The following is a 21,021-nucleotide window of genomic DNA, read 5'->3' as shown; positions in this document are numbered from 1 at the left end:
CGGGCGTCGTGGCGTGCGCGGCGACGCCCGCGTGAGACGGGCGGCTGCTATTTCACGGCGAACAGCGGATAGGTCGCGCCGGCGACCAGCGCGGCCGCGAGCCACACCACGCTCCACGAACTGACCGCGAGCAGCGGTGGAATCGCGAGGGGCGTCGCGAACAGCCCGAGGTAGACGATCGTATTGGCCATCCCGAGTGCGGTGCCCGCCTGATTCGCGCCTGCGAGCGTCGCGAGCTCCGTGTACGCGACGCCGTGCCACGCGGACACGCAGATGCCGGCGAAGACGAGAATCGCGACGATCGCGGCGAGCGGCACGTGCGCATGGCCAGCCGTTGCGGCTGCGAGCAGCGCGAACGAGCCGGCCGCGACGAATACCGATCCGCGCAGATACGCGCGCCGGTTGCCGTGCCGGTCGGTATGACGGCCGCTCCACACGCGCATCACCATCGCGCCCAGCTGCAGCGCGACCATCGCCGCACTGATGCCGGCGAGGCCGAGCCGGCCGAAGTCGTGCAGGAACACCGTCGCGAACGTGAGCACCGCGAACTGCGGCGCGCACAGCAGGCCGATGCCGAGCACGATGCGCCACACGGGGCCGCTCGCGAGCGGGTTGCGCCCCTGCCGCGCGGATGGCTGCCGCTCGACGGGGCGATGCGTGGCCGGGTGCGCGACGGCCGGTTCGGCCGGCGGCTCGTGCAGCCAGCGCCAGGTGAGCGCGGCCGATCCCGCGCACAGCAGCATCAGCGCGCCGAATACCGCGGCAAAGCCGATATGCGACGCGAGCGACGGCAGCAGCGCCGCGCCGATGCCGCCGCCGAGCGGCACGGCCGTCTGGCGGATGCTCATCGCGAGCCCGCGTTCACGCTCGCCGAACCAGCGCATCACCGCGCGCCCGCTCGACCCGTTCACGCTGCCGCCGAGCAGGCCGACGCAGCACATCGCCGCGACGACGCGCATCAGCGGCGGCACGCCGTGCGCGGTCGGGACGATCGTGCACACCATCAGCGCGAACATCGCGGCCGTCGCGACGAGCCCGGCGAGCAGCACGCGGCGGTCGCCGAAGCGGTCGGCGGCCATTCCCCACGGCAGCTCGGACAGCGCGACGCCGAAGCCGAGCGCGCCGAGCACGAGGCCGAGCGCGCCGTTGTCGAGGTGATAGGCCGTGCGCATCCACACGGCCGTGGTCGGAATGCCGGCCGCCGCGGCCGAAAAGCTCATGTTCGCGGCGACGCCGGCCGCCAGCACGCGCCAGCGATGAGCCGCGCCGCGCACGTCGCGGGCGGGCGAGGAGGGGGAAGCGATGCACGAGGTATCCATGACGGCAGGCCCGGGTGGAAATTGACATCCACAGTCTGGCGACCTACATTCATCCTGAAAATCGGAAAGTTCTTGATGAATCGTTCGATAAAACAGGATGGTTGAGATGTCCGGACATGACATTCCACACGACGACGGCGAGTCGCTCGCGCTGGCCGATGCCACGCTGGCCCGGCCCAACTTCGACGTGGCGGCGCTGCGCAGCCTCGTCGCCGGGGTGGATCTCGGCAGTTTTGCGAAGGCGGCCGACCGCGTCGCGCGCTCGTCGTCGGCGGTGAGTGCGCAGATCCGCAAGCTCGAGGAGCAGGCCGGCACGCCGCTGTTCGTGAAGGCCGGGCGCGGGCTGGCGCTGACCGATGCCGGCGACGCGATGCTGCGCTACGCGCGGCGGATGATCGAGCTGAACGACGAGGCGGCCGCGGCCGTGCGCGGCATGAATCTCGACGGCTGGGTGCGGGTCGGGCTGCAGGAGGATTTCGGCGAGGCGATTCTGCCCGACGTGCTCGGGCGGTTCGCGCGTGCGCATCCGAAGGTGCGGATCGAGGCGCGCGTGGCGCGCAATGCCGACTTGCTCGACCGGCTCGACGCGAACCAGCTCGATCTCGCGCTGGTGTGGGGAGACCCGGCGTCGGCGGCGCTGGTGGCGCGCGCGGGGATCGATAGCGAAGCGATCGCGCAGGTGCCGATGCAGTGGGTCGGGGCGGCGGGTTCGGTCGCGGGAGGCTTCGGCATGCCGGGCGGTGGTGCGCAGGAGGACGGCGGCGCGGTCGAAACGGGCGACCGTGCGGTGCGGGAGCCCGGCGAGCCGCTGCCGCTCGTCGTGTTCGACCGGCCGTGCCGGTTCTTCGGCGCGGCGACCGGCGCGCTCGATCGCGCGGGCGTGCCGTGGCGCGTTGCGTTCACGACACCGAGTCTCGCCGGGCTATGGGCCGCGGCGGCGGCCGGCCTCGGGCTGACGGTGCGCTCGCAGTACGGGCTGCCCGCGTCGGTGCGCGTGCTCGATGCGGCTTCGTGCGGGCTGCCGGCCCTGCCGAGTTTGCCGCTGATCTTGCTGCGGCGCACGTCGTCGGCGACGCCGACCGTCGATCGGCTCGCGCGGATCGTGAAGCAGGCGGTGCGGGATGCGACGGAGGGGACGGGGGTGGCGCTGGCGGCGTGACGAAATGCTCGATTGCCGCTGCGGGTTGCGATTCGGCTGTCCCTCTGCCGATCGGTCGAATGGATCGATCAGGTGAACCTGACTACAGTGATGATCACTTGAAACGGAGGTCATCATGCAAAACGCGAATACGCCCGGTACCAATGCGGTCGATCCGGCCCAAAGGGCAGATGCCACGATCCGCGGTGACGGAACGTCAACTGATCGACTCGTGCCCGGCGATCCGCCTGTTCGGTTCGGTGTCCTGCAAGGGCAGGCGTGGATCGCGGACGATTTCGATGCCCCGCTGCCTGATTACCTGCTGGATGCCTTCGAAGGGCGCTGATGCGGCTGTTGCTCGATACGCACATCTTTTTGTGGATCGTGACCAATGACCCCAGGCTGAGCGCAAGGGCGCGCCGACTGATCTCGGCCGCCGACGTACGTTTCGTCAGCAGCGCGAGTATCTGGGAGGCCGCCATCAAGGCCGGCCTGGGGAAGCTCGACATCGACGTCGACAAGCTGATTCGTGCGATCGGCGCGAGCGGGATTCGCGAGCTACCCGTTCGGGCCGTGCATGGTGCCGCGGTCCGGGATCTGCCGCACCACCATCGTGATCCATTCGATCGCTTGCTGGTCGCGCAGGCCCGTCACGAGCCGCTTCAGCTCGTGACGGCCGATGCCTGTCTCGCGCGGTACGACCTGTCTCTCGTTCTGACAGTTTGAAGCAATCTGTCGGGGCGAAATCCATCGGTCGCCTGCACGTCATGTGGCGTCGCGGTTCATGCTGCCGCGACGTCCGGCTCGATTTCGTCCAGTTCCGCACAAATGGCCGCCAGCCGCTCCTTCAACCCTTCACTCGCCGGCACGAACGGCAGCCGCAACCCGTCCTCGCACCAGCCTTGCGCGGCCAGCACGGCCTTCACCGGCGCCGGGTTCGGCTCCGCGAACAGCGCCGCGACGAGCGGCTGCAGCGCGACCGCCAGGCGCCGCGCATCGGCGAGCCGGCCGTCGCGCAGCAGCGTATGGATGCGCACATGCCATTCGGGCAGCACGTGCGCGCTGCTCGCGATCGCGCCGTGCGCACCGGTGCACATCGCCGCGAAGTTCTGGTTGTCGTCGCCGGACAGGATCGCGAGCGGCGTGTCGTGCACGAGCCGGCTCATCCGGTCGAGCGTGCCGCCGCATTCCTTGATGCCGGCGACGCGCGGGTCGCGCGCGAGCGCCTGCAGCGTGTCCAGTTCGACGTTCACGCCGGTGCGGTACGGGATGTTGTAGACGAGCACCGGCAGGTCGGCCGCGTCGACGATCGCTTCGACGTGGCGTCGGATGCCGTCCTGCGTCGGCCGCACGTAGACGGGCGGCGTGACGAGCAGCCCGTCGGGTTGCAGCGCCGCGAGTTCGCGCGCACGGGCCGCCGCGAAATGCGTCGCGCTCGCGGTCAGCCCGACGACGATCGGCAGCCCCGGCGCCGCGTCGCGCAGCGTCGCGAATACGGCGTCCTGTTCGCGTGCGTCGAGCAGCACGCCTTCACCGGTCGTCGCGCCCGCGACGAAGCCCGCGAGGCCCGCGGCTGCATAGTGGCGCGCGAGTCGCGCGAGCGCGGCATGGTCGACTTCGCCGTGGTGGAACGGCGTGATGATCGGCAGCCAGATACCTTCGAAACGTGTGTTCATGCAAAGCCTCAGGATGGAAACGGAGTGGGAAGGAACCGTTCCGCCGGCGAAGAGCCGGAGCGAGGCGTGCGAGCAAGGAGAAAGAAACGACCTGCGGGCATCCCGTCCGGCATTCGCCTGACGGGACGCGACGTCCCCGTCAGTCGAGGAGTCGTTTTTTCAGTTTCAGCCCGGCTGCGCGCGCACCTGCCGCGACGGCGGCAAGGATCGGAAGCGAGCGCAGGGCAGCGGACATGGAGGAACCGGGAAAATGGGCTGAGCGGCGATCTTAACATCGGATCCGATCCGCGCGCGAGGGCACGCCATCGTTTAGCAGGATTCGAGATTTGCTTTCCACGACTGATTGGAAAGGGCGCCGCGCCCGGCCGCTAGAATGCCCGCTTACGTTTCGATGACAGCGCGTACGCGTGCCGTCACGCACATTCACCACCACTGGAAACGGGGCATATCACGATGGCAAGCATGAAGGGGATCGGCCGCTGGCTGCACACGGGCGCGGCGGCGGCGCTGGTCGTGGCGGCAACGGCCGCGCACGCGGATACGTCGATCCTGAACGTGTCGTACGACGTGACGCGCGAACTGTACAAGGACATCAACGCGGGTTTCGCCGCTGCCTACAAGCAGAAGACCGGCGAGACGGTCGCGATCAAGCAGTCGCACGGCGCGTCGAGCGCGCAGGCGTTGTCGGTGCTGCAAGGGCTGCAGGCCGACGTCGTGACGATGAACCAGCCGAACGACATCGACCTGCTCGCCGAGCGCGGCCAGCTGCTGCCGAAGGATTGGCGCGCGCGTTTCCCTGACAACAGCTCGCCGTACTCGACCACGATGGTGTTCCTGGTGCGCAAGGGCAACCCGAAGGCGATCAAGGACTGGAGCGATCTCGCGAAGCCGGGTGTCCAGGTGATCATCGCGAACCCGAAGACGTCGGGCAACGGCCGCTATGCGTATCTTGCCGCGTGGGGCTTCCAGAAGCAGAAGGGCGCGACCGACCAGCAGGCGATCGACTTCGAGAAGGCGATCTTCCGCAACGTGCCGGTGCTCGACTCCGGCGGCCGCGGCGCGACGACCACGTTCACGCAGCGCGGCATCGGCGACGTGTTGGTCACGTTCGAGAACGAAGTCGCGCTGATGGACACCGGCGCATCGGGCGCGCAGTTCGACGCGGTGTATCCGTCGGCGAGCATTCTCGCGGAGCCGCCCGTCGCCGTCGTCGACAAGGTCGTCGACAAGAAGGGCACGCGCAAGGTCGCGCAGGCGTATCTCGACTACCTGTACACGCCGGAAGCGCAGGAAATCATCGCGCAACACCATCTGCGACCGCGCGACGCGAACGTGCTGAAGAAGCATGCGGCCGAATTCAAGTCGTTGAAGACGTTCAGCGTCGAGCAGGTCTTCGGCAGCTGGGCGAACGCGCAGAAGACGCACTTCGCGGACGGCGGCACGTTCGACCAGGTGATCGTCGACCGCAAGTGAGCGTCGACCGCAGGTGAGCGCCGCGCGCTCGCCCACACGCCGACGACGCAGCCGGCCGCTTCCGCGGCCGGCTTTTTTTGCGCCGCGCGGCCGGTAGCGCGACGGATTTCCATTCCGAACCGGCACGCATACCCGACCGCCGTCGCGCGTGCTACGCTCATCGCCTCCCAGCTTTCGGCACCGCGCGATGAACGTCGATTCGTCCTCCCCAGCCTCCCGCGGCCGTGGCCGCAAGCTCTGGTCGGGCACTCGCCCGGTGATCGCGTACGGGATGCCGCCGCTCGGCTGGCGCGACCTCTATCACCGCGCGCTGACGGTGAGCTGGCCCGTATTCTTCCTGTCGCTCGCCGTGCTGTTCCTGCTGCTCAACGGCGCCTTTGCGACGCTCTACCTGCTTGGCCATGCGCCGATCGCGAACCAGTCGCCGGCCGGCTTCGGTGGCGCGTTCTTCTTCAGCGTCGAGACCCTTGCGACCGTCGGCTACGGCGACATGCATCCGCAGACCGTCTATGCGCACCTGGTCGCGACGTTCGAGATCTTCGTCGGGATGTCGGGCATTGCGATGGCCACCGGGCTCGTGTTCGCGCGGTTTTCGCGGCCGCAGGCGAAGATCCTGTTCGCACGCTACGCGATCGTCCGGCCGTTGAACGGCAGGATGACGCTGATGGTGCGCGCCGCGAATGCGCGCCAGAACGTGATTGCCGAGGCGCAGGCGAAACTGCGGCTGATGCGCGTCGAAGGCACGCACGAGGGCTATACGCTGCGCAAGATCCACGACCTGGCGCTCGTGCGCAGCGAGCATCCGATCTTCCTGCTCGGCTGGAACCTGATGCACGTGATCGACGAATCGAGTGCGCTATTCGGCGAGACACCCGAGTCGCTCGCCGCGCGCGACGCGTCGTTGCTGATCACGATCGAAGGCTCGGACGAGACGACCGCACAGGTGATGCAGGCGCGTCATTCCTGGGAGCATGACGAGATCCGCTGGCGTCACCGCTATGTCGACCTGATGCACGACGAAGACGGCATCACGCACATCGACTACACGCATTTTCATGAGGTGGTGCCGGTCGACGCCGATACCGACGAGCGCGGCTCGCCGGGCGCGGTGGTCAATGCCGGTGCCGCGACGTCGGGCCCTGCCACGTAGGCATGCTCGCGGGCGGCGGGTAGCGCCGTCCACGTGCTGCACATCGACACATCACGCATGCAGCAGGCGCGCCGCTTCGCGCTGTTCGATCGCGACCGCGCGGCGGAATGCGTCGCGGTTCTCGGCGCGCGCGACGTAGTCGCCGAGCACGCCTTCGTGCGGCAGCAGATGCGCGTCGAACGCGATCTTCAGCGTGCTGGCGAGCAGCAGGTCGGCCGCGGTGAAGCGGTCGCCGACGAGCCACGGAGCATGGGCGAGCGCTTGCGCGAGTGCGCGCTGCACGCGCGTGATGTTGCCCCAGCCGAACGCGACCGGATTGCCCGACGCGCCGGTGAATTTTTCGGCCATCGCCGGTTCGAGGCAGGTCGGCGTGAAGAACATCCATTGGAGGAAACGGCCGCGCAGCGGATCGTCGGGCGCGACGCCGAGCCCGGCGCCCGGGCAGCGGTCGGCAAGATAGAGCAGCACGGCGCCCGATTCGGCGAACGGCATGCTGCCGTCGTCGAGCGCGGGCAGCTTGGCCATCGGGTTGACCTGCACGAACGCGTCGCTGCCCTGTTCGTGCGAACGCAGGTCGATCGGCACGAGTTCGTACACCACGCCGAGTTCTTCAAGCATCCACAATGCCCGGAATGCCCGGGTCTTCGGCCAGTAGTAGAGCTTCATCGTGCCTCCGCGTTGGGGTGCAGCTGTCGGTCCGGTGGATGCTCCAGCGTACCCGAGCAGCGGCGGTTCGGACAGGGGCGCCCGACTAGGGGCGCTAGCTGCGTGTGATGGCCAGATGCGTTGTGTGTCGAGCGTGAATCAGGCAAAAGACCGGGCAAAGCCTTATGGCACAAGGAGATATTTCAATAACTAGTTATATTTAAACTAGTTATAAATGTTACGGAAAAGCCCGGTGCAGGCCGGCATCCTGCACACGGCATCACGGAGCCCGCAGCATCTGTGCACACGCCAACACGGGCATTGCTCCGCAACCGCCGATGCATCGAGAAACAGGGAAATCATGGGAGACAACTCACGCATGGCAAACGACGATCGCACCACGATCATTGCGAGAAGAACGCCGGAATCGGCGGCGATGGTGGCCGAGGTCAAGCGGGCGATGTCGATCGCCGCGCGGATCAATCGCCTGACGTTCGACGATGTTGCCGAAGTTCGCACATTATTCGGAGAACTGATCGGCACGCAGGTGGACGACGGCTTCGTGTTGATCCCGCCGTTCCATGCGACAGGCGGCACCGGCATGAAGCTCGGGCGCAATGTGTTCATCAACCAGAACTGCACGTTCTACGATCTCGGCGGGCTCGAGATCGGCGATGACGTGATGATCGGGCCGAACGTCAGCCTCATCACGTCCGGCCATCCCGTCGAACCTTCGCGGCGGCGGGACTTCGTCGTCGCGAAGCCGATCGTGATCGAACGGAACGTCTGGATCGGCGCCGGCGCGACGATCATCGGCGGTGTGACGGTGGGGGAGAACTCGGTGGTGGCTGCCGGGGCCGTCGCCACACGGAATGTTCCGCCGAATGTGCTGGTCGGCGGTAATCCGGCAGCGGTCATCCGGTCGATTGCCGAGTAATGCGGCTTGAGGGCGCGTGCCCGTTCGAGGCAGCCGGGATGGGCGGATGTGGATAACCCACTCCCGAGGCGACTCGAAACACTGTGCATTTGAACGGTGAGCGCGCCGCCGAGGCAGTCTGGATGGAGCTTTCCGGTAAATGCCCGATAACCGTCGGCGGATGCGCGGGCCGTTCCGGTCGACGGTCGGACGAAAGCCGCGCCGCGCGATCGGTTGTGGATATCCTCACGCCGAAACGACTCGGCACCCTGTGCATTTCACAGGTGAGGGTCACCGGATGATACGGAATGCTTGAAGCGGGTTGTGGACAACTCGCCCGCGAAACGACGCGAAATGCTGTGGAATTCGACGGTGAGGGCGGCGTCCGATCGGGCGATGCGCCTTTCCTGGCGCGGTTTTCCGGTCTTTGCGTGGTTCGAGGCGTCGCGCATTCTAGCCGAACGCGCGCATGCTTGGCGGAACCGCGCGTGTGCGGCGACGTGGAGATCCGGTTCCGGCTGTCACCCGGAAGGCCGTGCATTTTAACGGCGAGTGCGGGTGCGTGGTCTGCAACGTGCAGATTTCGCTGCGCCTTGCCGCGTTCGCAAACGACTCGAAGCACTGCGCAATGCAGCGGCAAGCGCGAATACGCGATCGTTGGTCGGCGCGGCAAGACGCGATCGTTTTGGCCAGCGGCTCCGTCCGACGTGGCGTGCATGTCCGGTTCGGACGCGAGCGCGCGAGCGGGGCCAACGCGAGCCCCCGTGTGGATATCCGATCACCGAAACGACTCGCGACACTGTGCATTTCAACGGTGAGTGGCAGTACTCGATCGGCCGATGAGCCTTTGCCAGCAAGGATTGCCGGCCGGTCGCACCTTCCGCGGCGCGCATCCGCCATCGCATTGGTCGATGCGCATGCATGTGGATATCCTGCGTCGCGGACCACTCGACGCGCTGTGGTTTTCAACGGTGAGGGTGCCCGCGGGGATGGTCGGTAATGCCGGATCGGGCGGGGATAACCGCTGTTGCAGACACTCGAAGCCCTGTGTATTTCAACGGTGAGCGCGAGCCCGCGATTGTGCCGCATGCGCGTTGTGGCGTACATGTCCGGCCGATAAACCTGCTCGTGCCGCAGTGTGTACTTCTGCGGAGTGCGTGAATCCGCGATTGCGCAGCATGCGGGTTCCAGCGTGCCTTTCCGGCCGACAAACCCCCGCGCGATCCGGTGTATTTCCACGGTGAGTGTGAGTCCGCGATTGTGCGGCATGCGTGTACCTCGGCGCCCGTCCGGCGGATCGTCCGGCTCGCGACCCAGGGCGTTTCCACGGTGAGCACAGGCCCGTGATTGCGCAGTATGCGTGTTTCAGCGTGCCTTTCCGGCTGATAAACCCGCTCGCGACCCAACGTACTTCCACGTTGAGTGCGCGCTCGCGATTGTGCAGCATGGGGGATTCGGCACGCCTGTCCGGCCAATAAGCCGGCTCGCGATCCAGTGTATTTCCACGATGAGTGCCCGACCGCGATTGTGCGGCATGCGGGTTCCGGCATGCCTGTTCAGCTGATAAACCCGCTCGCGACCCAACGTACTCCCATCATGAGCGCGAGTCTGCAATTGCCCGGCATGCGTGTTTCTGCACGCTATTCCAGTCCACAAACTCACTCACGACCCTGAGCATTCGAACGTTGAAGGCGAGCCGCCGATCGACGCAACATACCTTCGCCGATGTGGATATCCGCAGCCGAAACCCACTCGCCGCGCTGTGAATTTCAATGGTGAGCCTCGAGGCAAGCGCCGAATTCATGCCGCCAACGATGTGGACATCCCGGCCACCAAGCCACTCGAAACGCTGTGCAATCGAACGGTGAGCGCGCGAGCCCGGCCGGCCGAGGGACGCGGCGTTGTGGACATCCAGCGTCGCCAACCAATCGCAACCCTGTGCATTTCAATGGTGAGGGTCACCGCCGAGAGGTGCCGAAACCCTTGTCAGACGGGGCGCGAGCGCCACCCGCCCCCTACCCGGAGCCGCCGTCGGGCAGCCACGCGTTTCCCGGCAAACAACCCGCCCGCCCCGACGCGTCGCCCATCCCGCCGACCGCCGTGCGCGAAAACTCTCTCAAATCCCGGCAAAAAGCTGCGCAGTTTTTCTCACGAAGGGTCCACTCGAGCAAGATGAGAAAAAACATTCTCGGCTGCGCACGAAAAAATAGAGCCATTCGCTGCCGCCAGTCCCGCGTCGCCCGACGCCCTGCCGAGCAGCCCAGAACAGCACAATCCGGAGACATCCCCCATGACTGCCCGCTTGCCCGTCGACGGCACGCCTGCCCTGTCCGACTACCGCCTGACCGACAACCTGACCGCGACGCGCGGCCGGATCTTCCTGACCGGCACGCAGGCGCTGGTTCGCCTGCTGCTGATGCAGCGCACGGTCGACGCCGAACAGGGGCTCAACACGGCCGGCTTCGTCAGCGGCTATCGCGGCTCGCCGCTCGGCATGGTCGACCAGCAGCTGTGGAAGGCGAAGAAGCTGCTCGACGCCGGCGGCGTGCGCTTCCTGCCCGCGATCAACGAGGAACTCGGCGGCACGGCCGTGCTCGGCACGCAGCGGGTCGAGGCCGATCCCGAGCGCACGGTCGAGGGCGTCTATGCGATGTGGTACGGCAAGGGCCCGGGCGTCGATCGCGCCGGCGACGCGCTGAAGCACGGCAACGCGTACGGCTCGTCGCCGCATGGCGGCGTGCTCGTCGTCGCGGGCGACGACCACGGCTGCGTGTCGTCGTCGATGCCGCACCAGAGCGACTTCGCGATGATCGCGTGGCACATGCCGGTCGTGAACCCGGCGAACATCGCCGACATGCTCGAATTCGGCCTGTACGGCTGGGCGCTGTCGCGCTACTCGGGCGCGTGGGTCGGTTTCAAGGCGATCTCGGAAACGGTCGAGTCGGGCTCGACCGTCGACCTCGACGCGCTGCAGACGCAGTGGCCGGCGCCAGACGGCTTCGCACCGCCGGCGGGCGGCCTGCACAACCGCTGGCCCGACCTGCCGAGCCTCACGATCGAGGCGCGCCTCGCCGCGAAGCTCGACGCGGTGCGCCATTTCGCGCGCACCAACAGCATCGACAAGTGGATCGCGCCGAGCGCGCAGGCGAACGTCGGCATCGTGACCTGCGGCAAGGCGCACCTCGACCTGATGGAAGCGCTGCGCCGCCTCGACCTGACGGTGGCCGATCTCGACGCGGCCGGCGTGCGGATCTACAAGGTCGGCCTGTCGTATCCGCTCGAGATGACGCGCGTCGAAACCTTCGTCGACGGCCTGGCCGAAGTGCTCGTGATCGAGGAGAAGGGCCCCGTCATCGAGCAGCAGATCAAGGACTACCTGTACAACCGCACGGAAGGCGCGCGCCCGCGGGTGCTCGGCAAGCACGATGCCGCCGGCGCCTGCCTGCTGTCCGAGCTCGGCGAGCTGCGCCCGTCGCGCATCCTGCCGGTGTTCGCCGACTGGCTCGCGCGCCACAAGCCGGCGCTCGACCGTCGCGAACGCGTGGTCGATCTCGTCGCGCCGCAGATCCTGTCGAACGAGGCGGACGCGGTGAAGCGCACGCCGTATTTCTGCTCGGGCTGCCCGCACAACACGTCGACGAAGGTGCCGGAAGGCTCGATCGCGCAGGCCGGTATCGGCTGCCACTTCATGGCGTCGTGGATGGAGCGCGACACGACGGGGCTGATCCAGATGGGCGGCGAGGGCGTCGACTGGGCCGCGCACGCGATGTTCACCAACACGAAGCACGTGTTCCAGAACCTCGGCGACGGCACCTACTTCCACTCGGGCATCCTCGCGATCCGCCAGGCCGTGGCCGCGAAAGCGAACATCACGTACAAGATCCTCTATAACGACGCGGTCGCGATGACGGGCGGCCAGCCGGTCGACGGCAGCATCTCGGTGCCGCAGATCGCGCGGCAGGTCGAGGCGGAAGGCGTGTCGCGCTTCGTGGTCGTGTCCGACGAGCCGGAGAAGTACGACGGTCATCACGGCCAGTTCCCGACGGGCACGACGTTCCATCACCGCAGCGAACTCGACACCGTGCAGCGCGAGCTGCGCGAGACGCCGGGCGTCACCGTGCTGATCTACGACCAGACCTGCGCGGCCGAGAAGCGCCGCCGCCGCAAGAAGGGCGAATTCCCCGACCCGGACAAGCGCCTGTTCATCAACGACGCGGTGTGTGAAGGCTGCGGCGATTGCGGCGTGCAGTCGAACTGCCTGTCGGTCGAGCCGCTCGAAACACCGCTCGGCCGCAAGCGTCGCATCGACCAGTCGTCGTGCAACAAGGACTACTCGTGCGTGAACGGCTTCTGCCCGAGTTTCGTGACGGTCGAAGGCGCGGCGCTGAAGAAGGCCGCCGGTGCCGCATTCGACGAAGCCGCGCTCGCCGCGCGCGTCGATGCGCTGCCGGTGCCGGCGACCCATCTCGACGCGGCACCGTTCGACATGCTCGTGACGGGCGTCGGCGGCACGGGTGTCGTGACGGTCGGCGCGCTGATCAGCATGGCCGCGCACCTCGAAGGCAAGAGCGCGTCGGTGCTCGACTTCATGGGCTTCGCGCAGAAGGGCGGCTCGGTGCTGTCGTTCGTGCGGATCGCATCGAGCGACCGGTGGCTGAACCAGGTGCGCATCGACACGCAGCAGGCGGACGTGCTGCTCGCGTGCGACATGGTCGTCGGCGCGAGCGCCGAGGCGTTGCAGACGGTGCGTCACGAGCGTACGCGGATCGTCGTCAATACGCACCGGATCCCGAACGCGTCGTTCGTGCAGAACCCCGACGCGAACCTGCATGCGGACGCGCTGCTCGAGAAAATGCGCCACGCGGCCGGCGACGGCTACCTGTCGAGCTGCGACGCGCAGGCGCTCGCCGCGAAGTTCCTCGGCGACTCGATCGGCGCGAACATCCTGATGCTCGGCTATGCATGGCAGCTCGGCCTCGTGCCGGTGTCGCTCGCGGCGCTGATGCGCGCGATCGAGCTGAACAACGTCGCGGTGCCGATGAACAAGCTCGCATTCTCGATCGGCCGGATGGCGGCCGGCGACGCGGCGGGCCTCGATGCGTTGTGGAACGCGCGTCACACGGTGGCCGCGCACGCCGCGCCGGAGACGCTCGCCGAGCTGATCGCCGATCGCGAAGCGCGTCTCGATGCTTACGGCGGCGCACGCTATGTCGAGCGCTACCGTGCGCTCGTGAGTGCGGCGCGTGCGAAGGGCGACGACGCGCTGACGCGCGCGGTCGCGACGACGTTCTACCGGCTGCTCGCGGTGAAGGACGAATACGAGGTCGCGCGGCTGTACACGGACGACGCGTTCCGCACGGCGCTCGAAGCGCAGTTCGAAGGCGTGCCGGGGCAGGCCTATCGCGTGAAGTTCAACCTGGCGCCGCCGACGGTCGCGAAGGCCGGCCGCGACGGCAGCGCACCGAAGAAGCGCGTGTTCGGCCAGTGGATGTGGCCGGTGTTCGGCATGCTGGCGCGCGTGCGCAGCCTGCGCGGCACGTGGCTCGATCCGTTCGGCCGCACGGTCGAGCGCAAGATGGAGCGTGCGCTCGCCGACGACTACGAGACGACGCTCACGCGTGCGCTCGCCGCGATGACGGCCGGCAATACGGCGCAGGTCACGCAGCTGGCCGACCTGCACGCCCGCGTGCGCGGCTTCGGTCACGTGAAGGTGCGCAATCTTGCCGGCGTGAAGCGCGCGGAGCGCGAGCTCGCATTGCAGCTCGGCATCGAAGCGGCGACGAGCGCGGCCGTGCAGCACGCGCTCGACGAGATGAAGGGCGCGGGGATGCTGAAGGGGATTCCGGTCGTCGTCGCGAAGTAGCGCGAACGCGGGCGGATGTGAATACGGCGACGCATGTGCGTCGCCGTTTTTTCTTGGGCCGCGGCGGCTGCGTACCGGCAGCGGCCGGCCCGTTAGAGAATGCCTTTCTTGCGCGTCGACAGCGCGGTTTCCGACAGGTCGATCTCGCGGAGCAGCTTCGTCAGCGTCTCGTCGGAAATCTTGCTCTCGCTGCGCAGCCGGTACAGCGCGGAGCGTTCCGCGCGCACGGCCGCGATCCGCATCTGCAGTTCCATCGTTTCGGCCTGCTTCGCTTCCGCGCGCGGCGTGGGGCCGTCCTCGGCGAGCGTCGCGAGGCGGCGGCGGTACTGGTCCATCACGCGTGCCGAGATATCCGCGCAGCGTGCGGCGCCCGATTCGTCGAGATCGACCGAGATCGCATCGTGCGACGAGTCGATCGCGCGGATCGCCGCCTGCGCGGCGGCCGCGCGCGCGGCGCGTTCCTCGTCGCCGAGCGGGCTGCGCGACGAACGCACGCCGCGCAGCAGCAGCGGCAGGCCGACCACCGCGACGACGAGCGAGCCGAGGATCACGGCCGACGCGACGAAGATCGCCGTGTCGCGGCCCGGCAGCGGCACGCCGTCGGACAGCGCGACCGGAATCGACAGCACGCCGGCGAGCGTGACCGCGCCGCGCACGCCGCCGACCGTCATCACCGCGATCGTGCGCACGCCGGCCATCGTGCCCGCGAGGCCGTGGCGGGCGGCGCGACGGCTCGCGAACCAGCGCAGCAGCCAGACCCACAGGAAGCGGATCGCATACAGCGCGAGCATCATCGCGCAGACGTTGAAGATCATCCGGCCGACGAGCGCGTCGCTCGTGTGGTGCGCGTCGACGAGCGTGCGGCCGATGATGTGCGGCAGCTGCAGCCCGAGCATGATGAACACCATGCCGTTGAACACGAACTCGATCATCGCCCACGTGCTTTCGGCGCGCACGCGCGACGCGACGGTGCTTTTACGCGAGAAGCTCGTGTAATTCATCATCATCCCGGCCGACACGGCCGCCAGCACGCCCGACAGGTCGAGGTGCTCGGCGAACAGGTAGGCCGCGAACGGCACGAGCAGCGTCATCACGATGCCGGGGGCCGGATCGCCTTCCTGCTCGGCGTTCAGGAAGCGCGTCGACAGCGCGCTGAACGCCCACGACACGATCGCGCCCGTCGCGAGCCCGCCGGCCGCGACGATCACGAACGTGACCGATGCGTCGCGCAGCGAGAACATGCCCGTCAGCGCGGCCGCGATCGCGAATTTCAGCGCGACGAGGCCCGACGCGTCGTTCATCAGCGCCTCGCCTTCGAGGATGTGCATCAGTTGCGGCGGGATCCGGCCCTTTCCGGCGATGCCCGACAGCGCGACCGCGTCGGTCGGCGACAGCACGGCCGCGAGCGCGAACGCGATCGGCAGCGGCAACTCGGGTATCAGCCAGTGCGCGAAGTAGCCCACTGCGAGTACCGTCATGAACACGAGCCCGAATGCGAGCATCAGGATCGCGCGGCGCTGCAGGTACAGCTCGCGCTTCGGAATCCGCCAGCCGTCCGCGAACAGCAGCGGCGGAATGAACAGCAGCATGAAGATTTCGGGATCGAACGTGACGTGCAGGTTCAGCTTCGGCCACGCGAGCATTGCGCCGAACGCGATCTGCATCAGCGGCAACGGCAGTTGGAACGGCAGGAGGCGTGTGACGGCGCCGGATAGCGCGACGGTCAGCAGCAGGATCAGGACGGTGAAGACGATTTCCATCGATACGGCGAATACGGGGAATGAAACGATCGTACGGAGTGTAGCGTGCTGGCGTGACGGCTGCGCTCGAGCGGCCGGTGCGCGTGCACGAAAACGGTGCGTGTGACCTGCGCCGGGATGGTGCGGCAACCCGGCGCGAGCCATGCGGCGCACGGACGGTCGGCGCCTTGCACGGAGCTTGCTTGAGGTTCGGCAGCCGTCCGGCGTCGACCGGGCAACCGAGGGTCCAACCAATGACATTGCACGCGCCGCTCGCTTCGTCGGACGCCGCGTTCGAAGGCAATACCAGGAGGAAGGCATGACGATCGTGCAACAGGAGCGTCCGGCCGCCGCGTCGCCGTACCGGTTCGAGCGGGAGGTGAGTTCCGGCTTCGAACGTCTGGCGACGCAGCACCGCGACATGACGCTCACGACCGTATTCCAGCCGATTTTCAGCCTGTCGCACCAGCGGGCGGTGGGCTACGAGGCGCTGCTGCGCGCGCACGATGCGCTCGATCGCGCCGTGTCGCCGCTCGACGTGTTCGGCGAAGCCGCGCGCCGGGGCGAGCTGCTGCAGCTCGACCGGCTCGCGCAGGCGCTGCATCTCGAGAACTTCGCGCTGCTCGGCGCCGAGCGCGAGTGGCTGTTCCTCAACGTGCATCCGGGCGTGCTCACCGACCCGTTCCAGGCGGCCGCGCTGCTCGCGAACCTGAAGCGGCTCGGCATGCCGCCGCGCCGCGTCGTGCTCGAAGTGCTCGAGCAGCGCGCGGAAGACGTCGAGCGGCTCGCCGAGGCCGTGCGCGAATTCCGCACGCACGGCTTCCTGATCGCGCTCGACGATTTCGGCGCGGGCCATTCGAACCTCGAGCGGATCTGGCAGCTGAACCCGGACATCGTGAAGCTCGACCGGATCATGCTGTCGCATGCGGCGCACCGCACCGGGCTCACCGCGATCCTGCACGGGCTCGTGACGCTGTTGCACGAGGCCGGCAAGCTGGTGCTCGTCGAGGGCATCGAGACCGAGCACGAGGCGCAGATCGCGCTGTCGTGCGAGGCCGATTTCGTGCAGGGCTACTACTTCGGCCGGCCGGCGCCGGGGCTGCCGGACAGCGCGGCCGCGACGGGCTGCATCGGCGAGCTGACCGAGCGCTTCCGGCAGCAGACCGACGCGCGCGAACGGCGCGATGCGCAGCGGCTCGCGCCGTACCTGCGCGCGTTCGAACGTGCGGCCGAGCGTCTCGCGGCCGGCGAGCCGCTCGACGAGGTGTGCTGGAACTTCCTCGCGCTCGACGCGGCCGCGCGCTGCTTCCTGCTCGACGCGCACGGCCGCCAGTCGGGCCGCAACGTCGTGCTGCGCGCCGACCGCGCGCTCGCCGAGGCGCGCTTCTCGCCGCTGGCGGACGCGCAGGGCGCGAACTGGCTGCGCCGGCCGTATTTCCGCTCGGCGATCGCCGAGCCGGGGCGCGTGCAGGTCACGCGGCCGTACCTGTCGATCAACGAGGCGCAGCCGTGCGTGACGCTGTCGGTGGCCGTGCGCATCGGCGACGCGCAGCGCGTGCTGTGCGGCGATATCGACTGGCGCGACGACGAAGCGGACGCCGGCTAGCGCCGCGCGCATCGCGGGCGAGGCAAGCGGAGCGGGCCCGCCGTTGCGTTCGCCCCGCGCTTCCCCGACAATGGCTCGACCGCGGCGATCGTGACCGCGCGCGCCGTCCCGGGGGCCACCATGGCGGCGAATAACAAGGAAAACACAATGAAAAGACCGATTTCGCTGACCATTCTCGCGTGGATCATCATCGTGACCAACGCGATCACGTGCGTCTATACGCCGTTCTCGATCGGCATGCCGACCGCCCAGGCGCTGCTGTCGCACTACCTGCTGCCCGTCTGGGCGACGCTCGGCATCAGCGTGATCCTCGAAGCCGTGAACGTCGTGATCGGCATCGCGATCCTGAAAGGCCGCGAGTGGTCGCGCAAGGCCTACATCGTGACGTTCGTGATCGGCATTGCGTTCTCGTTCGTCAACATGCCGGCGTCGATGTATGCGGTGCTGATTCCTGGCGTCCTGCTGTTCGCGCTGTTCGTCTACCTGCTGTTCCGGCGCCCCGCGACCGCGTATTTCCGACAGGCCGTCGCGTGAGCGTCGTGCGTAACGCGCTGGCGATCGTGCTGTTCTCGATCGCCGGCTTCTGCGTGATCGCCGCCCAAATGGCGGCGTTCATGAAAGTCGGCCACGCGGGCGCGACCGTCCTATTCGTCGCCGTGCTGTTCGCGGTATCGGCCGTGCTGCTCGCTGCGGGCGCGTTTGCCGGCGCATTCCGGCCGCGTGCGCGCGGCGCGGGCATCGTGCTGCTCGTCGCGGCCGCGACCACCGCGCTCGGGATGGTGGGCTGGGGGACGCTCGTGCTCACACCGGCGATCGTCGACGTGATGCAGCAGCAGGGCGCGTACTTCAACGCGCGCATGTTCCGCTTCGTGCCCGGCACCGGCGTGACGGCGTTGTCCGCGCTCGTCGGCGTCTGGCTCATGCGGCGCGGCTGACGTACCCGGCTGAAATACGCCGCTGAAGTACGTGGTGGCCGGCACGCTGGCGTCCGTCACGCGGCTCGGCTAGGATGCGCGAATTGTCCTGACGATTCGCGGGCCGCCCATGAACCGAAACGCCGCCTCCTCCGTTCTCCTCGAAGTGATCGCCACGACCGTCGGCGATGCGAAGGCCGCCGCCCGCGCGGGCGCCGACCGCCTCGAACTCGTGACCGCGATCACCGAAGGCGGGCTGACGCCGAGCGTCGGCCTGATCGAAGCCGTCGTGGCCGCCGTGCCGATTCCCGTCAACGTGATCGTGCGACCGCACAGCCGGTCGTTCGTCTATGACGCCGACGATCTCCGCGTGATCGAACGCGACGTGCGTGCAGCCGTCGCGGCCGGTGCGAACGGCGTCGTGTTCGGCGCGCTCGACGCACGCGGCGACGTCGATCTCGACGCACTGGCCCGCATCGCGGCCGCGGCGGACGGCCGCGCACTGACTTTCCACCGCGCGTTCGACGTGTCGCGCGACCTCAATGCCGCGTTCGACGCGCTGCTGCGCGTGCCGGCCGTCACGTCGGTGCTGACGTCGGGCGGCCATCCGTCGGTGCTCGACGCGGTCGCGACGATCACGCGGCTCGCGCGGCAGGCGGCAGGCTCGACCTGCACGGTGCTGGCCGGCTCGGGGCTCACGGTCGACGCGGTCGGCGATTTCGTCCGCGCGACCGGCGTGCGCGCGGTGCATTTCGGCTCGGGCGTGCGGCCGCGCGGCGAGGTGCTGGCGCCGGTCGATCAATCACTCGTCGAGCGCGTGCGCGCGGCGATCGACGGCGCGGCGGCACACGTGTGATGCACACGGTGTACGGTCGCGGGCAGCGGCCGTGTGCGCCGATACGACACACCGGTGCGTCATCCGGAAGGGCGGGCCACATGACGGGCGTGTCACCCGCCACGCAGGACGGCGCAGATGACAGCGCACGCGTCTATCCGGTGCAGGCGCTGGCGCGCATGCTGCAGCCGCGCGCCAGCGAGTATGCGGTCGACGGCCTCGACGGCCTGCGCCGGCCGGGGCGGGAAGACCGTGATCCGCTACGCGCAGGGCAACGCGGTACAGACGATCTGGCGACGCACGGCGGCGCGCAGGCGTCCCGTCACGTATTGCGTACGAACCAGGTCCGCTTGGCCGTGCCCAGCAGCGCGCGATAGACCACCCACGACACGACGAACGTCGCGGGCGCCGACAGCGATGCGGCGAGCCCCGTCGCCTGGTTCAGCGCGAGCCCGACGAATGCGCCGGCGAACCAGGCAGTCAGCCCGCCCGGGTTGAAGGTCGGTACATGGGCGTCGCGGCATTCGACGTCGTCGCCGACCAGTTTACCGTAGCGATCCGACAGGATGTGCGCGAGCGCGACGCCGACCCATGCGACGACGAAGATCCCCTGGTACGCAAGCGCCTGCAGGATCCGCGAGAAGATGTCCGCCATCATCAGCGCATAGACGACCGCGCCCACCACGAGCGCCCACACGAATTTCGGCGCGCGCAGGCCGGCCACCTTCAGGAAGAACGCCTGCATGTTGACGGTAGCGAGGTAGTAGTTCGCGGTGTTGATCCGCGATTGCGTGACCCACACGAACAGCAATCCCCATACGCCCATCAGCTTCAGCAGCGCGAGCACCACGGATACTTCGGAGAGCGTACCGAGCCCCGGAATCGTGCTGACTAGATAGATGCCGGCCGCGCCGTTGACGAGAAACGTGACGAGGTAGAACGGCATCCCGAAGTTGAAGCGGCCGTGATAACCCGCGTCTTCCTTGCGGCCGAAGCGCGCGTAGTCGAACGTGAACATCATCAGCACCCACACGCCCATGTAGTAGACGAAGCAGTGCCACCAGCCGCCGGCCGGCACGGCGCCCGTCGGCCCGAAATCGAGCCACGCCGCGTGGTAGCCGTATTCGGCCGTCGCGAGCCCGACCGCCGCGAGCAGCCCGAGCAGGTAGAACGGCAGCAGCACGCCGTTGAACTTGTCGAGCCAGTGCTGCACGCTGCCGAACACGAGCGGCACGCTGTAGCAGACGACGATCAGCGCGGCCCATTTGTAATCGAGCCCGGGAAACTGGTGATGCGCGGCGACCGCGATCACCGAACCCTCGAACACCGCGTAGTAGATCGCCGTCGCGAAGAAGATCAGCGTCGCGAGCGCCGCCCCCGCGCTGCCGAACAGCACGCGCGAGAACAGCGCGACCGAGAGTCCCGTGCGGATCGCATAGCGGCTGATGATCGTGTTGACGAGGCCGTACGACACGACCGACAGCGCCATTCCGATCAGCGCGTTGCGCGCGCCATAGGTGAGCGCGAGCGTGGCGCCCACGACGATGTAGAACACCGCGCTGCACACGGCCCACCACGCCATCGTCAGCGAAAAGGGCGGCATGCGCGCGTGGTCGGGAACGGCGAGCGTCGACAGGTCGAGATCCTCGTCGGGGCGAGCCTGAGCCAGGTTGGCCATGATCGTGCTCCTTGATGAGCGGAAACTGCGAACGACGTCTCGGCCGCGGCACATGCGATCCGCAGGGTT

At 68.0% G+C, this 21,021-nt stretch carries 16 protein-coding genes; 11 read left to right on the top strand and 5 right to left on the bottom strand.

What is annotated here, in order from left to right; translation table 11 throughout:
* Positions 1-47: 47 nt before the first annotated feature.
* Entirely contained in the window at positions 48-1,319 is a 1,272-nt protein-coding gene (locus tag CFB47_RS16920) for an MFS transporter (RefSeq protein WP_089461723.1), read from the bottom strand.
* Positions 1,320-1,425: 106 nt separating this feature from the next.
* Here CFB47_RS16920 and CFB47_RS16915 point away from each other — a divergent pair, with 106 nt between their 5' ends.
* From CFB47_RS16915 to CFB47_RS16905, 3 genes are all read left to right on the top strand, one after another.
* Positions 1,426-2,478 carry a LysR substrate-binding domain-containing protein gene (locus CFB47_RS16915; protein ID WP_089461839.1) on the top strand — a complete coding sequence of 351 codons (1,053 nt, stop codon included), beginning with the start codon at positions 1,426-1,428 and terminating at the stop codon, positions 2,476-2,478.
* 115 nt (positions 2,479-2,593) lie between these two features.
* Positions 2,594-2,803 (top strand): hypothetical protein, encoded by a 210-nt coding sequence (locus tag CFB47_RS16910; RefSeq protein ID WP_089426463.1) that lies wholly within the window; start codon positions 2,594-2,596, stop codon positions 2,801-2,803.
* Positions 2,803-3,183: a type II toxin-antitoxin system VapC family toxin gene (locus CFB47_RS16905; RefSeq protein WP_089457031.1), complete on the top strand. Its 381-nt coding sequence runs from the start codon at positions 2,803-2,805 to the stop codon at positions 3,181-3,183. The genes CFB47_RS16910 and CFB47_RS16905 overlap by 1 nt, the downstream gene beginning before the upstream one ends.
* 56 nt (positions 3,184-3,239) lie before the next feature.
* On the opposite strand, the gene dapA is transcribed toward CFB47_RS16905, so the two are convergent.
* Entirely contained in the window at positions 3,240-4,133 is an 894-nt protein-coding gene (gene dapA, locus CFB47_RS16900; protein ID WP_089461722.1) for a 4-hydroxy-tetrahydrodipicolinate synthase, read from the bottom strand.
* 453 nt (positions 4,134-4,586) lie between these two features.
* Between dapA and CFB47_RS16890 the strand changes: the two genes are divergently transcribed.
* Together CFB47_RS16890 and CFB47_RS16885 are read left to right on the top strand one after the other, a co-directional pair.
* Complete coding sequence (locus CFB47_RS16890) at positions 4,587-5,606, top strand: sulfate ABC transporter substrate-binding protein (protein ID WP_069249019.1); 1,020 nt, start codon at positions 4,587-4,589, stop codon at positions 5,604-5,606.
* Positions 5,607-5,793: 187 nt separating this feature from the next.
* Positions 5,794-6,756 carry an ion channel gene (locus CFB47_RS16885; RefSeq protein ID WP_089461721.1) on the top strand — a complete coding sequence of 321 codons (963 nt, stop codon included), beginning with the start codon at positions 5,794-5,796 and terminating at the stop codon, positions 6,754-6,756.
* A gap of 51 nt (positions 6,757-6,807) precedes the next feature.
* Here CFB47_RS16885 and CFB47_RS16880 read toward each other — a convergent pair whose 3' ends face one another.
* The gene (locus CFB47_RS16880; RefSeq protein ID WP_089461720.1) at positions 6,808-7,422 is read right to left on the bottom strand and encodes a glutathione S-transferase family protein; all 615 of its coding nucleotides are present in this window, start codon (positions 7,420-7,422) and stop codon (positions 6,808-6,810) included.
* 358 nt (positions 7,423-7,780) lie between these two features.
* On the opposite strand from CFB47_RS16880, the gene CFB47_RS16875 reads away from it, so the two are divergent.
* Positions 7,781-8,338: a sugar O-acetyltransferase gene (locus CFB47_RS16875; RefSeq protein ID WP_089461719.1), complete on the top strand. Its 558-nt coding sequence runs from the start codon at positions 7,781-7,783 to the stop codon at positions 8,336-8,338.
* A gap of 2,269 nt (positions 8,339-10,607) precedes the next feature.
* Positions 10,608-14,180: an indolepyruvate ferredoxin oxidoreductase family protein gene (locus CFB47_RS16870; protein WP_089461718.1), complete on the top strand. Its 3,573-nt coding sequence runs from the start codon at positions 10,608-10,610 to the stop codon at positions 14,178-14,180.
* 92 nt (positions 14,181-14,272) lie between these two features.
* On the opposite strand, the gene CFB47_RS16865 is transcribed toward CFB47_RS16870, so the two are convergent.
* On the bottom strand, positions 14,273-15,940 hold the full coding sequence (locus CFB47_RS16865; RefSeq protein ID WP_089441153.1) for a Na+/H+ antiporter: 1,668 nt from the start codon (positions 15,938-15,940) through the stop codon (positions 14,273-14,275).
* A 298-nt stretch (positions 15,941-16,238) separates the two neighbouring features.
* On the opposite strand from CFB47_RS16865, the gene CFB47_RS16860 reads away from it, so the two are divergent.
* From CFB47_RS16860 to CFB47_RS16845, 4 genes are all read left to right on the top strand, one after another.
* Positions 16,239-17,525 (top strand): EAL domain-containing protein, encoded by a 1,287-nt coding sequence (locus CFB47_RS16860; protein WP_089426455.1) that lies wholly within the window; start codon positions 16,239-16,241, stop codon positions 17,523-17,525.
* A 147-nt stretch (positions 17,526-17,672) separates the two neighbouring features.
* Entirely contained in the window at positions 17,673-18,059 is a 387-nt protein-coding gene (locus CFB47_RS16855; RefSeq protein ID WP_089441152.1) for a hypothetical protein, read from the top strand.
* The gene (locus CFB47_RS16850) at positions 18,056-18,460 is read left to right on the top strand and encodes a hypothetical protein (protein WP_089461717.1); all 405 of its coding nucleotides are present in this window, start codon (positions 18,056-18,058) and stop codon (positions 18,458-18,460) included. Before CFB47_RS16855 ends, CFB47_RS16850 begins: the two co-directional genes overlap by 4 nt.
* A gap of 109 nt (positions 18,461-18,569) precedes the next feature.
* Entirely contained in the window at positions 18,570-19,295 is a 726-nt protein-coding gene (locus tag CFB47_RS16845) for a copper homeostasis protein CutC (protein WP_089461716.1), read from the top strand.
* Positions 19,296-19,596: 301 nt separating this feature from the next.
* On the opposite strand, the gene CFB47_RS16840 is transcribed toward CFB47_RS16845, so the two are convergent.
* Positions 19,597-20,952 carry a cytosine permease gene (locus CFB47_RS16840; protein WP_089461715.1) on the bottom strand — a complete coding sequence of 452 codons (1,356 nt, stop codon included), beginning with the start codon at positions 20,950-20,952 and terminating at the stop codon, positions 19,597-19,599.
* Positions 20,953-21,021 lie beyond the last annotated feature (69 nt).

The sequence above is a fragment of the Burkholderia sp. AU27893 genome (genome assembly GCF_002223205.1).
In the GTDB taxonomy this organism is placed as follows: domain Bacteria; phylum Pseudomonadota; class Gammaproteobacteria; order Burkholderiales; family Burkholderiaceae; genus Burkholderia.
Note: the sequence above shows the minus strand (reverse complement) of the source record. Positions and strands in the feature narration are given on the sequence as shown.